Genomic DNA, 15,942 nt, shown 5'->3' with positions numbered 1-15,942 from the left:
CGCCCACACCGCACCCCACACACAACCCGGCCGGCGTGCGCACGACTCCCACCGCGCGCACGCCGCCCAAGCCCACTCCCAAGCCCCCGGTCACACCATCACCGGCTCAGGTACTTCTGTGCCGCCTCGCCATACCGGGCCCGGACCTCCGCAACAGCGGCGGCCTCGAACACCTCCGCCGCCCCGCGCGACCACACGGGCGGCTGCGCACCACCGGCGAGCACCCACGCGGCTTGCCGGGCCGCACCGTCGGCCACGTACTCGCCGGGCGACGGCACGGTCACCGGCACGCCGAACACGGTCGGCGCGATCCGGCGGACCGCGGGTGAGGCAGCCGCGCCGCCGACCAGTTGCACGCCGGTCACGTCGGCGCCCTGGGCGGCGAGTGCGTCGAGGCCGACGGCCAGGCCGCACAGCATGCCCTCGACGGCGGCCCTGGCGATGTTCGCCGGGGTGGCGTTCGACAGGGTCAGGCCGTGCAGGGCGCCGGTCGCGTCCGGGAGGTTCGGGGTGCGTTCGCCCTCCAGGTACGGCACCAGCACCACGCCCTCCGCGCCGGCCGGGGCCGACAGGGCGAGCGTGCTCAGCCGGTCGAGGTCCACGCCCAGCATGCGGGCGGTCGCGTCCAGCACGCGGGCGGCGTTCAGGGTGCACGCGAGTGGCAGGTAGCGGCCGGTGGCGTCGGCGAAGCCCGCCACGATGCCGGACGGGTCCGTCGCGCGGACCTCGCTCGTCGCGGTCACCACGCCGGAGGTGCCCAGGGACACCACGACGTCGTTGCCCGACGAGACGCCCAGCATCGCCGCCGCGTTGTCGCCGGCGCCGGGACCGAGGCGCAGGTGGCCCGCGGTGACCGACTCGGCAGGGCCGAGCACGCGGGGGAGCTGCACGTCGGCGCGGCCGAGGCCGCGTTCGAGCAGGCTCGGGACGTACTCGTCGGCCACCGAGTCGAAGTAGCCGGTGCCGGAGGCGTCCGAGCGGTCCGTCACCAGGTCGGCGAGGTCGCCGGTGCCGCGCAGCCGCCACGTCAGCCAGTCGTGCGGCAGGCAGACGGCGGCGGTGCGCTTGGCGTTCTCCGGTTCGTGCTGCTGCAGCCAGCGCAGCTTGGTGATCGTGAACGACGCGACCGGCACCAGGCCGATCCGCGCCGCCCACACGTCCGCGCCGAGCTCGGCGGTCAGGTCCGCGGCGGCTGCCGCGGACCTGGTGTCGTTCCACAGCAGGGCGTCCCGCACGACCTCGCCGTCGTCGTCGAGGCACACCATGCCGTGCTGCTGCCCCGCGACGCTGAGCGCGGCCACGTCGTCGAGCCCGCCCGCCTGGGCGGCGGCCTCCTCGTACGCCCGCCACCAGTGCGACGGGTGCACCGACGTGCCGTCGGGGTGCGCGGCCCGGCCCTCGCGCACGAGCTCGCCGGTGTCCGCGTCCCTGATGACGACCTTGCACGACTGCGTAGACGAGTCGACCCCCGCCACGAGCGTCATGTCAGCGCGCTCCCATGAGGTGCTCGAGGGCCAGCTGGTTGAGGCGAACGAACCCGAACCCGCGCTCGGCGGCCTTGTCCGGGTCGAACGACTCGGCCAGCAGCTCGTCGTAGCCCTCGCCGTCGTTCAGCGTCGGCTGGCTCAGCTCCGGCACACCGGCGGTGGCCAGCGCCTCCTGCACCTCGGGGTCGGCCCTGAACGCCGCCGCACGCTCCTTGAGCAGCAGGTACGTCCGCATGTTCGCCTTGACCGACTCCCACACGCCGGTGAAGTCCTCGGTGCGCGACGGCTTGTAGTCGAAGTGCCGCGGCCCCTCGTAGCCCGCCGTCTCCAGCAGGTCGACCAGCGCGAACGCGTTCATCAGGTCGCCGTGGCCGAACACCAGGTCCTGGTCGTACTTGATGCTGCGCTGACCGTTGAGGTCGATGTGGAACAGCTTGCCGTGCCACAACGCCTGCGCGATGCCGTGCACGAAGTTGAGGCCCGCCATCTGCTCGTGCCCGACCTCGGGGTTGAGGCCGACCAGCTCCGGCTTGTCCAGCGAGGTGATGAACGCCAGCGCGTGACCGATCGTGGGCAGCAGGATGTCGCCCCGCGGCTCGTTCGGCTTGGGCTCGATGGCGAACTTGATGTCGTAACCGCGGTCGGTGACGAACTGCGTGAGCAGGTTCAGGCCCTCGCGGTAGCGGTCCAGTGCCGCCCGCACGTCCTTCGCGGTGTCGTACTCGGAGCCCTCGCGGCCGCCCCACAGCACGTACGTCTTCGCACCGAGCTCGGCCGCGAGCTCGACGTTGCGCAGCACCTTGTGCAGCGCGTACCGGCGCACGCCCCGGTCGTTGCTGGTGAAACCGCCGTCCTTGAACACCGGGTGGGTGAACAGGTTCGTGGTGACCATCGGGATGGTCAGCCCGGTCTCCTCCAGCGCCCCCTTCAACCGCCCGACCTGCTGGTCGCGGTTGGAGGAGTCGAAGAGGTCGTCGTCGTGGAACGACATGCCCCACGCGCCGAGCTCGGCCAGCTTGTGCACGGCCTCGACCACGTCCAGTGCGGGTCGCGTGGCCTCGCCGAACGGGTCACGACCCGGCCAGCCGATGGTCCACAGGCCGAAGGAGAACTTGTCCGCCGGAGTGGGCGCGCTCATGATCCACCCTTTCGTTCAAAGCTTGAACTTAGTGCAGACCGTACGACGCCGAGCCCGTGATCGCAATAATCCGGTTCCACGTCCGCAACGCGCCTCGTAGACTTCTGATCACCATCACCGAGCGAGGGGAGTACGGCCGTGCGCGTCCGCACCGCTCCCCGCTTCGACGTGATCCTCGTGTCCTCGCACCCCGGCTGCCCGCTGCGCGCCGGGCACCGGTAGTCCGCGAAGACCCCTCTTCTCCCGGCACGTGACCTGTCGTGCCGTCCGGGTCTCGTCGGCCGCATCGCGCCGACCGCACCACCAGAGACCACCCGAAAGGCACCGCGCCATGCGCGCCATCCGCAACATCGGCATCCTCGCCCACGTCGACGCCGGCAAGACCACCCTCACCGAACGCGTCCTCTTCGTCACCGGCACCACCCACCGGCGCGGCGAGGTCCACGACGGCACGACCGTCACCGACTTCGACCCGCAGGAGCGCGACCGCGGCATCACGATCTTCGCCGCCGCCGTGAGCTGCACGTGGGACGACCACCGCATCAACCTCATCGACACGCCGGGCCACGTCGACTTCGCCGACGAGGTCGAACGGGCGCTGCGCGTGCTCGACGGCGCGGTCGTGGCGTTCGACGGGGTGGCCGGGGTCGAGCCGCAGAGCGAGTCGGTGTGGCGGCAGGCCGACCGGTACGGCGTGCCGCGGATCGCGTTCGTCAACAAGCTCGACCGGGCCGGCGCCGACCTCGACCGGGCCGTCGAGTCGATCAGGACCCGGCTGCGCACCACGCCGCTGGTCGTCCAGCTGCCCATCGGCCGGGAGGACGGCTTCCGCGGGGTCGTCGACCTGGTCGCGATGCGCGCGTACGTCTGGACCGACGAATGCGCGGAAACCGCTGTGCCGCAAGAAGCACACGCCCGCAGGAGAAGGCTGGAGGAAGCGGTCGCCGAGCTGCACCCCGGTGCGCTGGAGGAGTTCTGCGCGAAGGACGAGCTCACCGACGACACGCTCAGGAACGCCTTGCGCGACCTCACGCACGCGAACAAGGCGACAGTCGTTCTGTGCGGCAGCGCGTACCGCAACCGCGGCGTCGAACCGTTGCTGGACGCGGTCGTGGCGTACCTGCCGTCCCCTGTGGACGTACGGCCGATCGAGAGCGTGGACGGGCAACGACGACGGGCGGATCCGGAGGAACCGTTCGCCGCGCTGGCGTTCAAGGTGAACTCGACCGCGACGGGCCGGGTGACCTCCGTGCGCGTCTACTCGGGCACCCTCCACAAGGGAGACACGGTGCTCGTGAACGGCCGAACGGAACGCGTCGCGCGGATCCTGCGGGTCCAGGCCGACCGGCACACGCCGGTCGACACCGCGACGGCCGGTGACATCGTGGCCGTGGTGGGGCTGAAGAACACGCGCACCGGGGCGACCCTGTGCGCGCCCGACGCCCCGCTGCTGCTCGAAGAACCGGTCACGCAGGACCCGGTCGTCTCGGTGGCGGTGGAGGCCAGGTCCGCCGCCGACACCGAACGGCTGGTCCAGGCGCTGGCCCACCTCACAGAGGAGGACCCGTCGCTGAAGGTCACGACCGACCGGGAGACCGATCAGCTGCTGCTCGCCGGCCTCGGTGAGCTGCACCTGGAGGTGGCGGTGGAGAAGGTGCGCCAGACCCACCGCGTCGAGGTCGTGACGGGACGGCCGAGGGTCGCCTACCGCGAGACGGTCGAACGGGGTGTGTCCGGATTCGTCTACCGGCACGTGAAGCAGGACGGAGGTGCGGGGCAGTTCGCCCACGTGGTGATCGACACCGAACCGGCCGACGCCTTCGAGTTCCGCTCGGCGGTCACCGGCGGGCGGGTGCCGCAGGAGTTCGTCAGGGCGGTCGAACAGGGCTGCCGCGACGCGCTCGCCGAGGGCCCGCTCGGGTTCCCGGTGGCCGGTGTGCGGGTGACGCTCACCGACGGCTCCACGCACGTCAAGGACTCCAGTGAGATGGCCTTCCGGACGGCGGGCCGCCTCGGGCTCCGCGACGCGCTGCGCCAGGGCGTCATGACCAGGCTCGAACCGGTGACCGAGGTCACGGTCACCGTGCCGGAGGAGTTCGCCGGCGGCGTGTTCGGCGACCTGGCGGCCCGGCGTGGCCGCATCCTCGGCTCCACCACCAGGGCGGACGTGGCGGTGGTGACGGCGAGCGTGCCGCTGGCGGAGATGTTCGGCTACGTGACGAGGTTGCGCAGCCGGACGCAGGGCCGCGGCACGTTCACCAGCCGCCCCACCGGTTATGCGCCCGCATAGCACGGAACGGGCCCGCCCGCGCACCGGCGCGGGCGGGCCTATGCTCGATCGAATGGTGATCGGACCGGCTCCCCACGACCGACTGCACGTGATGTCGTTCAACCTGCGCTTCGCCTCGAACGTGGAGCCGAACTCCTGGGCCACGAGACGACCGGTGGTGGCCCGGCTGCTCAACGCGGAGCAACCCACCGTCCTGGGCACTCAAGAAGGCCTGTACGGACAGGTCAAGGACGTCGCGACCGACCTGCCGGACCGCTACGACTGGATCGGCGTCGGCCGCGCGGGCGGCAGCCACGACGAGTTCGTCGCCGTCTTCTTCGACACCGCGCGGCTCGACCCGCTCGCGTTCGACCACCACTGGCTCTCCGACACCCCGAACGTGATCGGCTCGCGGACGTGGGGCAACAACGTGGTCCGGATCGTCACGTGGGTCCGCTTCGCCGACAAGCACACCGGTGCCCAGTTCGTCTTCGTGAACACCCACTTCGACCACGAGTCGGAGCTCGCGCGGCTGCGCAGCGCCGAGGCCATCCGCGACCGCCTCAACGCCCAGACGCTGCCGGTCGTGCTCACCGGCGACTTCAACGACGTGCCGGGGTCGAAGGCCTACCGCGTCCTCGGCCTGGAGGACACCTGGAACGGCTCCCGCCTCACGCCCGCGTACGGCACGTTCCACGGCTACGCGCCGCTGGTGCCGGACGGCCCGCGGATCGACTGGATCATGACCCGCGGCGCCACCACCGAGGCCGCCGCGATCAACACCTACGCCGAGGGCACCCAGTACCCGTCCGACCACCTCCCGATCCAGGCGCTGCTCCGGCTCCACTGATCCATCGGTACCGGAACCCGTCTCAGCTCGACCGCGCAGTGGTCTGAACCATTAGGTTGGCTGCATGCGCCTGAAAACAGTGATCGCGTCCGTGCTGGTGGCGGTCTCGCTCGGCTCCGGAGCGGCGGCGGCGGCCGCTCCGGCCCGCCACGAGTGCGCCACCCCGTCCATCGACCGCTACCAGCAGTGGCTGGCCAGCGGTGAGGGCACCACCGAGCCCGCGACCGGCAGCACCCTCGTCCCCGACGGGCGGCACCGGTACGCGGCGAAGATCAAGTTCCTCAACCCCGAGTGGCACGTCATGGTGCTCTGGCTCGGGAACCGGTTCGAGGCAGAGGCGGACCTGTCGCGCTCGCGCGGGTTCCTGATGACCTACAGCGCCACCGACGACCTGTACGTCCAGCTGCGGCCCGCGTCCGACTGGAGCGGCGGGGCCAAGTGGGTCACCAAGATCCCGTCGACCCGCGGCAAGGTCGTCTCGCGGTTCTTCAGCTTCGCGCCGGACAAGTGGACGACCTTGGCGGAGCTCGGTGCGCCGAACTACCCCTTGGCGGACGCGCTCGACGACGCCCGCGGCCTGGTCTTCGTCGGCAAGACGCCCAACGACCTGACGTTCAAGGGGCTGAAGGTGGACGGGTACCGGCCACCCTGCGTTTACTGACAGCGTTGTCGCGACCGGGTACGTTCCGGCGCGTGAGAGCGCTCTCGATCACCCTGGTCGCTGTCCTCACCGCCGCGCTGGCGGCTCCCGCGAGCGCGGCGGTGCGGGACGACACGTCCTCCGTCGACCCGCTGATCGGCTCGGCGGGTGGTGGCAACACCTATCCGGGCGCGGTGCGGCCGTTCGGGATGATCTCCTGGAGCCCGACGTCGACCCGTGGCGACCAGACGAACACCGGTGCCGCCAACGGGTACGCCTACGACGCCACGCGGGTGCGCGGGTTCAGCCTGACACACGTCAACGGCGCCGGCTGCCACCCCGGCGCGGCGGGGGACGTGCCGATCATGCCGCACGTCGGCGCCATCACCACGTCACCGACCGCGGACATCGGGGACCAGGTCTTCGCGAGCGACTTCTCCCACGCCGACGAGGTCGCCGAACCCGGCCGGTACCGGGTGGGGCTCAAGTCCGGTGCGAGCGCCGACCTCTCCGTGACGACCCGCGCGGGCATCGGCGAGTTCGGCTTCCCCGCCGACCAGCCGGCGTCGCTGCTGTTCCGCGTCTCGAACTCGTTGAACGGCAGCGAGGACGCCGAGGTCACCATCGACCCGGCCGCGCGGACGGTCTCCGGTTCCGTGCTGACCGGCGCCTTCTGCGGCCGGCGGGCGAACGGCGGCACGAACAACCAGAGGTCCTACTACCGCCTGTACTTCACCGCCTCCTTCGACCAGGCGTTCAGCGGTTTCGGCACGTGGGTCGACGCTTCGCTCAAGCCCGGTGCCACCACCGCGACCGGCGGCGAGGGCTACCTGACCGGCAACGCCCGTGCCGGCAGGGGTTCCGGCGGCTACGTGTCCTTCGCGGACACCAAGGTGCGCATGCGCGTCGGCATCTCCTACACCAGCCTCGAAGCCGCACAGCGCAACCTGAAGGCCGAGATCTCGAAGCGGGACACCGTCGAGTCGGTGGCCGGGGACGCCCGGCGCGAGTGGGCGGGGCAGCTGCGCGCCGTGGAGGTCGACGGCGGCACCGCTGACCGGCGCACGGTCTTCTACACCGCGCTCTACCACGCCTTCCTGCAGCCGAACGTGGCCAGCGACGTCGACGGCACCTACCTCGGCAGCGACCGCCTCGTGCACCGCCTGGCACCCGGCCAGCGGGTCCAGTACGGCAACTTCTCCGGCTGGGACCAGTACCGCGCCCACACCCAGCTGCTGGCGCTGCTCGAACCGCGCGTCGCCGGTGACTACGCCCAGTCCCTGCTGAACCTGGCACGGCAGAACGGCGGGGTGTGGGACCGCTGGGTGCACGTCAACGGCCCCACCCACGTGATGACCGGCGACCCGTCCGCGCCCGCTGTCGCCGGCATGCACGCCATGGGGGCCAAGAACTTCGACGTCCGCGGCGCGTTCGACTCGTTGCTGCGCCAGGCCACCGTCCCGCACCCGGACGGCCTGTCCGACAAGGGCTGTCCCGGCCAGTGCGAGGGCCAGCGCCCCAACCTCGCCGAGCACCTGCGCCTCGGCTACGCCCCGCAGGACACCTGCCACTGCTGGGGCGGTGCCGCCGAGACCCTGGAGGACGCGGTCGCCGACCAGGCGCTCGCGGACCTCGCCGACCGCCTCGGCCGCCCGTCCGCCGAGCTGCGCGCCCGCGCGGGCTGGTGGCGCAACACCTTCAACCCGGCCACCGGGTACCAGCAGGCCCGCCGCGCCGACGGGTCGTGGGTGACGCCGTTCAGCCCGTCCTCCGACCTCGGGTTCGCGCAGGGGTCCAGCGCCACCTACACGTGGATGGTCCCGCACGACGCCGCCGGTCTGGCCGCCGCGATGGGCGGTGACGACGCCGCGGTGGCCCGCCTCGACGCGTTCTTCCACCGCGCCGACGGCTCGTGGGCCACCGGCGGCGACCCGGCGCGCTACGACCCGACCAACGAGCCCGGCATCCACACCCCGTGGCTCTACAGCGAGTTCGGCCGCCCCGACAAGGCGCAGGAGACCGTGCGCTCCCTGGCGTCGCTGGTCTACCGCACCGGCCCGGCCGGCCTGCCCGGCAACGACGACCTCGGCACCATGTCCGCCTGGTACGTCTTCGCCGCGCTCGGCCTGTACCCGCGCACGCCCAGCAGCGCGGAGCTGCACGTGACCAACCCGATGTTCGCGAAGGCCCGCATCGCCGGCCGCGGCATCACGGTGCTGGCGCCGCGGTCGGCGCTGACCCACGTCGACGGCGTGCGGTGGAACGGCCGGCGGGTGGAGCAGCCGTGGCTGCCGGAGTCGTTCGTGCGGCGCGGCGGAGTCCTCGTGGTCACCGGACGCTGACCCGCACCGGCTCACCACCCCAGGTGCTGCCGGATGGCCTGCTCTTTGACCAGTTCGGCGTAGGCCGCCTGTCCCGCCGCGTTGGGGTGGTAGCTGCTGCCCAGCTCCGGGACCTGCGGTCCGTAGAAGTAGGGCCAGTCGCGGGTGGAGCACAGCTCGTGGCCCTCGAACAGCGGTGCGGGGTCGAGGTAGTGGAACTTCGTGCCGCGCGCGCCGACCCGGTCGCGGATGGTGTCGTTGAGCGCGGTCACCAATGTGCGGGCGCCGGCCTGGTCGGTCTCGTCGATGTCGACGTCGAGGGGGCCCAGGTACCGGCACGGGGTGAAGTCGGCGTCGCCGGCGATCAGCTGGGGGTAGCCCAGCACCCACACCTCCGCGTCCCGGGCCCTCAGGGCGATCTTGGCGTAGAGGTCGTCGAGCAGACCGGGCAGCACGAAGTCCACGAGCGCCTTGGACTCGCGGTACCGCGCGGAGTCGACACCGCACGACCCGGACACGCAGGCCTTGGCGAAGTCGGAGAACTTCACGTCGTTGCCGCCGATGGTCAGCGTGACGAGCCGGGTGTCGTCGCCCAGCGCGCTCAGCTGCGCCGGTTCTCCGTTCGCGGGCACCTGCACGGTGGCGGTCGTGGCGCCGGAGCAGGCCCGGAAGTCGGTGGTGAAGTCCAGGGTCCGGTCCTGGTCGACCAGCTCGGCGTAGGCGAGCGCGCTGCGGTGGCAGCCGTTGGCGTCCGAGGGCGCGGTGTAGGGCTTGACCGCTTCGCCGGAGGAGAACGAGTCGCCCAGCGCGACGTGCCGCAACGGCCCGGTGCCGCGGCCGGACTGGCCGAGCAGGTCTCCGCGCGGGTAGTCGATGCTCGCGCCCTTGAACGGCAACCGCCACAGCGTCAGCGGCGGCGTGGGGCCGTTGTTCATGCGCCCGAGGTTGCAGTGCTCGGGTTGCACGCAGGTGACCAGCAGGACCGCGTCCTGGGTCAGCGCGAGGCCTTCGCCGTGGTGCGGGGTGCCGATCGTGTCGCGTGCGACCGTGGGCTGGGCGCCGGTGTTGTGGACGGCGAGGAGCCGACCGCGCCGGTCGGTCTGCCGCACCTCGACGTGCTCGTCACCGGACCCGGTGTAGGTGAGGAACCGGGCGACGTAGACGTTGCCGTCGAGGTCGACCTGCGGCGCCGTCACGTGCTGGACCACCGCACCGGTCACCGGCGCGAACGCGGAGGAAGTCTCACCCGACGCGGACACGGTGATCATCGGGTCGGTGTGGCGGCCGTAGGTGCTCAGCACCACGCCGCCGTCCGGGGTGGCGCGCATCCCCCGCGTGGCGGTGCACCAGCCGACCGCGTTCGTCAGGCCGTGCACGCGGCTCGTGCCGTCGAGGTCGACCCGCTGGACGTGCCGCACGCAGCTCGAACCCTGGTTGTCGAGCTGGTCGACCGCGACGAACGCGTCACCGGCGGCATTGACGGAGAACCCGGTGATGACGGTGTCGTAGCCGCGCACGACCTCCGCGGCGTCCGGCCGGACGGTGCCGTCGTGGTCGACGTGGCGCACGGAGCTGCCGTCCAGCACGGTCACACCGGTGCGGTGCGGCGACATCAGCGGGAACGACCCGAGGTAGCCGTACTGCGAGACCGCGGCGTTGGCGGACAGCGGGCGGTCGAACCGCACGGCGCCCGTGGTGCGGTCGAGGCTGAGCAGCCGGACGTTCTCCGAACGGCAGTCGTGGTTGTAGACCAGCGCGTACAGGTTCCCGTCCGCGCCGATCGCGAGCGAGTGCACCTGCGTCCAGTAGCGGTAGCTGGAGCAGGACGTCCGGACCGGCGTGTGCCACAGCCGCGTGCCGGTGGGGTCGAACCCGCCGATCTGCACGACGTCATCGGTGTTGTGGTCGACGTACGGGGCGAAGTACCGGTTCTGCCCGTCGACGGCGGTGTTCGTCGAACATCCGCTCAGCGCACGCCACCCCTGCGCGGGAGCGCTGATGCGCATCCGCTCGGTGCCACCGGGCGCGAGACCGACCGCGCTGACCGGGGCGCGCTCGGAGTTGCACGTCGTGACGGCCCCGCCGTCCACGGTCCCCAGCACTCCGGCGGCCCACACGCCGCTGAGGTCGGCCGGCATGGAGTACGGGTAGCCGGACGCTGCCCAGGCCGCACCGGGCGGCACGAGGCCCTGGGTCAGCAGCACCACGACGACCAGCAGAAGCGCCCGAGCGGGACGCTGAACGGTGAACGGCACGACAGCTACATCGCGCCCGCACGTCCCGGATTACGCATTCCTCCCTGATGCACTCGAAGGAACTAGTTCGCTGCCGCGATCAACGCCTGCGGTGCCGCCTGCTTGATCCGCGTCGTCAGCCACGACAGCTGCCGCTTGGTCTCCTTCTCGCAGGAGCTCACGACGTCGAGCAGCTCGCGGTCCCGCAGCCCCTGCGCGGCCTGCCCGACGACGGTCCACGTGATGTCCGTGAACGACGCCAGCGCGTACAGGTCCTGCAGGTCGCGCAACAGCCCGACGCCACCGCCGCGGGTCTCGGTGACCTCGGCCGCGTGCAGGCGTTCCGGTTCGTCCTCGCGGTGCTCGCCGTAGCGCTGCACGAACGGCCAGAGGTGGCCGGCCTGGCTGTCGGTCCGGCCGGCCAGCACCTCGCACATGTGCTGCACGTCGGGTTCGTCGCCGTGCCCGGCGGCGATCTCGCGGAACGCGGCGGCGAGCGTGCCCAGCGAGGTGTGCAGGAGACCGAGGTAAGTCGAGAGGTGCACCGGTCACACCTTCCTGATCCGCACGGCACTGATCTTGAACGTCGGTTGCTTCGAGACCGGGTCCCACTGGGTGCGGGTGAGCTCGTTCGCGGCCTGGAAACCGTAGTGGAACGGCACGAACACCACCCCCGGCCGGCACCGCCCGATGCGGACCGGGACCTCGATCGCGCCGCGCGGCGACTCCACGCGCACCAGGTCGCCGTGGGCCAGGCCCAGCTCTTCGGCGTCGGTGGGGGAGACCTCCACCCACGGGTTGGGCGCGGCCTGCTGCAGCTCCGGTGCGCGGGCGGTCTTGGTGCGGGTGTGGAAGTGGTAGACCGACCGCCCGGTCGTGCACAGCAGCGGGTAGTCCTCGCTCGGCTGCTCCGGCGGCGGGGTGTGCTCGACGGCCTTGAGGAACGCGCGGCCGTCGGGGCGCCGCGCCTTGTACTCGGTCGGAGTGACCGACGCGCCGGTCAGCAGGTCGTGGCCGAAGTCCTCGCAGTAGTCGGCTGCGGTGGGGAAGTGGCCGTCGGCGTAGAGCCGTTCCGCGCCGCCCCAGGGGATTCCGCCGCCGCGCAGCTTCTCGTAGGACAGGTCGGTGTAGTCGCACGGCCGGCCACGGCTGCACTCACGCCACGCGTCGAACGCGCCCTCGGCGTCCTTCCACTTGATCAGCGGGGCGCCGTCGCGGTCGCGCAGGTCCATGCGGCGCGCGTAGTCCAGGAAGATGTCCAGGTCGCTGCGGGCCTCGCCGGGCGGCTGCACGGCCTGCTCGGACAGGTGCACGACACGGGTGGCGTTGGTGAACGTGCCCTGCTTCTCGCCCCACAGCGCGGCGGGCAGCACGACGTCGGCCAGCTCGGTCGTCTCGGTCGGAAAACCGTCCTGCACCACGACGAACAGGTCCTCGCGCCGCAGGACGTCCCTGATCCTCGCCAGGTCCGGCAGCGACACCGCCGGGTTCGTCGCGGAGATCCACAGGAACCGGATCGTGCCCTGCTCGGCGTACCGCCAGATCTGCATCGCGTGCGTCGGCGGCGCCCAGTGCGGGATGGTCAGCGGGTCGACGTTCCACAGCCGCGCGAGCTCGTCGACGTGGTCGGGGTTGTCCCAGTTGCGGAAACCGGGCAGGTCGCCGTTCGCGCCGGACTCGCGGGTGTTCTGCGCGGTCGGCTGGCCGTTCATCTGCAGCACGCCGCTGCCCGGCCGCCCGATCAGGCCGCGCAGCAGGTGCAGGTTGTTGACCTGGCAGGACGCCGCGGTGGCCTGGTGGGACTGGTAGAAGCCCTGCAACACCGTCGACAGCACGCGCCCGGTGGTGCCGAAGATCTCCGCGGCCCTGAGCAGGTCGACGGGGGAGATGCGGCAGATCTCGGCGACGTGCTCGGGCGTGTACGGCTCGACGACCGCCTTGAGGTCCTCGAACCCGAGGGTGTGCGCGGCGACGTAGTCGTGGTCGACCCAGTCGTTCGCGATCACCGCGCGCACCAGGCCGTTCATCAGCGCCTGGTTGGTACCGGGCAACGGCGCCAGGTGCACGTCCGCGCGTTCGGCCACGGGCGTGCGGCGCGGGTCCACGACGACGAGCCGCGGCCGGTCGGGGCCCTCCAGCCGGTCCAGCACCCGCGCCCACAGCACGGTCTGCGTCGCGGCCATGTTGTGCCCGTAGAGGAACATCGCGTCGGTCAGGTCCACGTCGGCGTGGCACGCGGGCTGCCCGTCGGCCCCGAAGGTCTCCTTGAGCGCCGCCGCGGCCGTCGCCGTGCACAACCGGGTGTTGCCGTCCATGTGCGGTGTGCCGAGACCGGCCTTCCCGATCACGCCGAGCGTGTAGTACTCCTCCAGGAACAGCTGCCCGCTCGTGTAGAACCCGTGCGACAACGGCCCGTGCTCGGCCAGCAGCGCCTTCGACCGGCGCACGACCTCGCCCATCGCGGTGTCCCAGTCGGTCTCGACCAGCTCGCCACCGCGGCGGACGCGCGGCTTGGTGAGGCGGTCGGTGCGATGGGCCTGCCAGGAGCCGTAGAGCCCCTTGGGGCCGAGCCGGCCATGGTTGACCATGTCGCCGGAGCGACCGCGGACGCCCACCATCCTGCCGTCCTTGACGGCGATGTCGCAGCCGCAGCCGTTGCTGCACAGCACGCAGGCCGACGGCACCCACCGGTCCACATTGGACTCGGTGACGCCGTCCGCGAGCTCGAGGTCCACCCGTACCGGCCAGCGCGCGTCGCGAGCGTGCGGAGTGCGCGGTCCCCAGATGTCGTCGATGCGGTTCACCAGGAAGCGGTACCCCCCGCTGACCTGCTGAAACTGCGGACATCGCGCGCAAATCGGACGAGCCTTACCCGGGGTGCGCCCGCCGCAAACACCCGTCCGGGCGTGTTTGTGCCGCTCCGGCACGGGAACCAGCCTGGAAACGAGGAGGGCCGATGAAGGCTGTTGTGTGGCACGGCGTGGGCGACATCCGCTTGGACGACGTGGATGCCCCGCGCATCCAGGAACCGACCGACGCGGTCATCCGGATCACCCGCAGCGCGATCTGCGGCACCGACCTGCACATGGTCCGCGGCACGATGCCGGGCATGGTGGAGGGCACGGTCCTCGGCCACGAGGCCGTCGGCGTCGTCGAGGAGGTCGGGTCCGCGGTGCGCGGGTTCACGCCCGGTGACCGGGTGGTGGTGACCTCGACGGTCGGCTGCGGCACCTGCTCCTACTGCCGGGCCGGGTACTTCGCCCAGTGCGACACCGCCAACCCGAACGGCCCGGAAGCCGGCACCTGCTTCTTCGGTGGCCCCCAGCCGACCGGACCGGTGGACGGGCTGCAGGCCGAGTACGCCCGCATCCCGTACGCCATGACGACGCTGGTGCGCATACCCGACGCGGTGAGCGACGACCAGGCGATCCTGCTCTCCGACATCTTCCCCACGGCGTGGTTCGGCGCCCGGCTGGCCGAGGTCGGCTCCGGTGACACCGTGCTCGTGCTGGGCGCGGGCGTGGTCGGTCAGTTCGCGGTCGCGTCGGCCAAGCGGCAGGGCGCGGGACGGGTGATCGTCGTCGACGGCATCGAGTCCCGGCTGGACAAGGCCCGCGAGCAGAACGCCGAGACGGTGAACTTCAACGTTGAAGACCCCGCCGAGGTGGTGAAGGAGCTGACCGGCGGCATCGGCGTCGACCGGGTGATCGAGGCGGTCGGTGTCGACGCCGAGAAGCCCGGTGGCGAGAGGGGGGAGCAGTGGAAGCCCGGTGACGCGCCGGACCTCGCGCTCAAGTGGGCGGTGGAGATGGTCGCGAAGGCCGGTTCCATCGGGATCATCGGCGTCTACCCGCCGGGCTTCGAGCAGTTCCCGATCGGCGAGGCGATGAACAAGAACCTCACCCTGCGCATGGGCAACTGCAACCACCGCCGCTACCTCCCGCGGCTGCTCGACCTCGTCGTCTCCGGTGTCGTGGACCCGACGGCGTTCATCACGAAGCACGAGGAGCCCGCCGCCGCGATCGACGCGTACAAGTCGTTCGACCTGCGCGAGGACGGCTGGTTGAAGACGGTCCTCGATGTCGCCTGAAAGGGTCGTCGTCACCGGGGGTGCGGGGTTCCTCGGCTCGCACGTGTGCGAAGCGCTGCTGCGGGACGGTGCGCAGGTCGTGTGCATCGACGACTTCCGCACCGGCTCGCGGGCCAACGTGCCGGAAGGCGTCGGCGTGGTCACCGCGGACGTGTCCCGTCCGCTCGACCTGCTCGGCCCGGTCGACCTGGTGCTGCACCTGGCGTGCCCGGCCTCGCCCGCGGACTACCTGCGGATGCCCGTGGACACGTTGCGCGCCGGTGGTTTCGGCACCTACCACGCGCTGGAGCTGGCCCGCCGCAAGGGGGCCAGGGTCGTCGTGGCCTCCACGAGCGAGGTGTACGGCGACCCGCTGGAACACCCGCAGCGCGAGTCCTACTGGGGCCACGTCAACCCGATCGGGCCGCGCAGCGTCTACGACGAGGCCAAGCGCTTCGGCGAGGCGATGACGATGGCGTTCCGGCAGGAGCACGGCGTGGACGCGGGCATCGTGCGGATCTTCAACACCTACGGCCCGCGGATGCGCGCGCACGACGGTCGGATGATCCCCACGTTCCTGCGGCAGGCGCTGGCCGGAGAACCGCTGACCGTGCACGGCGACGGCCGGCAGACCCGGTCGCTGTGCTATGTCTCTGACCTCGTGCGCGGGCTGCTCGCGATGGCCCGCACCGACCAGGCAGGCCCGATCAACCTCGGCAACCCGGCCGAGGTGACCGTGTTGGACGTGGCGCACAAGACGATCGAGGTCACCGGCAGCTCGTCGGAGATCCGCCACGTCGAGCCGATGACCGACGACCCGCGCCGCCGCCGCCCCGACATCGCGCTGGCACGGCAGGTGCTCGGCTGGCAGCCACGCGTTCCGCTGGAAGAGGGGCTGCGCTCGTTTGCCCGGCACTTCGCCGGGTAGCCGCTG

Annotated in this window: 11 protein-coding genes; 6 read left to right on the top strand and 5 right to left on the bottom strand. The window is 71.6% G+C overall.

Going from position 1 to position 15,942, the window contains the following annotated elements:
- Positions 1 to 98 precede the first annotated feature (98 nt).
- Together AB0A63_RS02730 and xylA are read right to left on the bottom strand one after the other, a co-directional pair.
- The gene (locus AB0A63_RS02730) at positions 99 to 1,484 is read right to left on the bottom strand and encodes an FGGY family carbohydrate kinase (RefSeq protein ID WP_360384549.1); all 1,386 of its coding nucleotides are present in this window, start codon (positions 1,482 to 1,484) and stop codon (positions 99 to 101) included.
- 1 nt (position 1,485) lies between these two features.
- A complete protein-coding gene (gene xylA / locus AB0A63_RS02725; RefSeq protein ID WP_360384547.1) occupies positions 1,486 to 2,625 on the bottom strand; it encodes a xylose isomerase in 1,140 nt (379 codons plus the stop codon).
- A gap of 331 nt (positions 2,626 to 2,956) precedes the next feature.
- Here xylA and fusA point away from each other — a divergent pair, with 331 nt between their 5' ends.
- The 4 genes from fusA to AB0A63_RS02705 all read left to right on the top strand — a co-directional run bounded on the left by fusA (position 2,957) and on the right by AB0A63_RS02705 (position 8,726).
- Positions 2,957 to 4,915 (top strand): elongation factor G, encoded by a 1,959-nt coding sequence (fusA, locus tag AB0A63_RS02720; protein WP_360384545.1) that lies wholly within the window; start codon positions 2,957 to 2,959, stop codon positions 4,913 to 4,915.
- A gap of 52 nt (positions 4,916 to 4,967) precedes the next feature.
- A complete protein-coding gene (locus AB0A63_RS02715; protein WP_360384543.1) occupies positions 4,968 to 5,744 on the top strand; it encodes an endonuclease/exonuclease/phosphatase family protein in 777 nt (258 codons plus the stop codon).
- A gap of 64 nt (positions 5,745 to 5,808) precedes the next feature.
- Entirely contained in the window at positions 5,809 to 6,405 is a 597-nt protein-coding gene (locus tag AB0A63_RS02710; RefSeq protein ID WP_360384541.1) for a hypothetical protein, read from the top strand.
- Between the two features lie 32 nt (positions 6,406 to 6,437).
- Positions 6,438 to 8,726: a GH92 family glycosyl hydrolase gene (locus tag AB0A63_RS02705; protein ID WP_360384539.1), complete on the top strand. Its 2,289-nt coding sequence runs from the start codon at positions 6,438 to 6,440 to the stop codon at positions 8,724 to 8,726.
- A gap of 11 nt (positions 8,727 to 8,737) precedes the next feature.
- On the opposite strand, the gene AB0A63_RS02700 is transcribed toward AB0A63_RS02705, so the two are convergent.
- The 3 genes from AB0A63_RS02700 to AB0A63_RS02690 form a co-directional block, all read right to left on the bottom strand.
- The gene (locus tag AB0A63_RS02700) at positions 8,738 to 10,960 is read right to left on the bottom strand and encodes an SGNH/GDSL hydrolase family protein (RefSeq protein WP_360384537.1); all 2,223 of its coding nucleotides are present in this window, start codon (positions 10,958 to 10,960) and stop codon (positions 8,738 to 8,740) included.
- Positions 10,961 to 11,022: 62 nt separating this feature from the next.
- Positions 11,023 to 11,484 carry a hypothetical protein gene (locus tag AB0A63_RS02695; RefSeq protein WP_360384535.1) on the bottom strand — a complete coding sequence of 154 codons (462 nt, stop codon included), beginning with the start codon at positions 11,482 to 11,484 and terminating at the stop codon, positions 11,023 to 11,025.
- Between the two features lie 3 nt (positions 11,485 to 11,487).
- The gene (locus tag AB0A63_RS02690) at positions 11,488 to 13,746 is read right to left on the bottom strand and encodes a nitrate reductase (protein ID WP_360384982.1); all 2,259 of its coding nucleotides are present in this window, start codon (positions 13,744 to 13,746) and stop codon (positions 11,488 to 11,490) included.
- A gap of 149 nt (positions 13,747 to 13,895) precedes the next feature.
- Between AB0A63_RS02690 and AB0A63_RS02685 the strand changes: the two genes are divergently transcribed.
- The gene (locus tag AB0A63_RS02685; RefSeq protein ID WP_360384533.1) at positions 13,896 to 15,029 is read left to right on the top strand and encodes a zinc-dependent alcohol dehydrogenase; all 1,134 of its coding nucleotides are present in this window, start codon (positions 13,896 to 13,898) and stop codon (positions 15,027 to 15,029) included.
- Entirely contained in the window at positions 15,019 to 15,936 is a 918-nt protein-coding gene (locus AB0A63_RS02680; protein WP_360384531.1) for a UDP-glucuronic acid decarboxylase family protein, read from the top strand. Before AB0A63_RS02685 ends, AB0A63_RS02680 begins: the two co-directional genes overlap by 11 nt.
- Positions 15,937 to 15,942 lie beyond the last annotated feature (6 nt).

Source organism: Lentzea sp. NPDC042327 (assembly GCF_040647275.1).
Lineage (GTDB): Bacteria > Actinomycetota > Actinomycetes > Mycobacteriales > Pseudonocardiaceae > Lentzea.
This window is presented reverse-complemented; position numbering and strand designations above follow the sequence as displayed.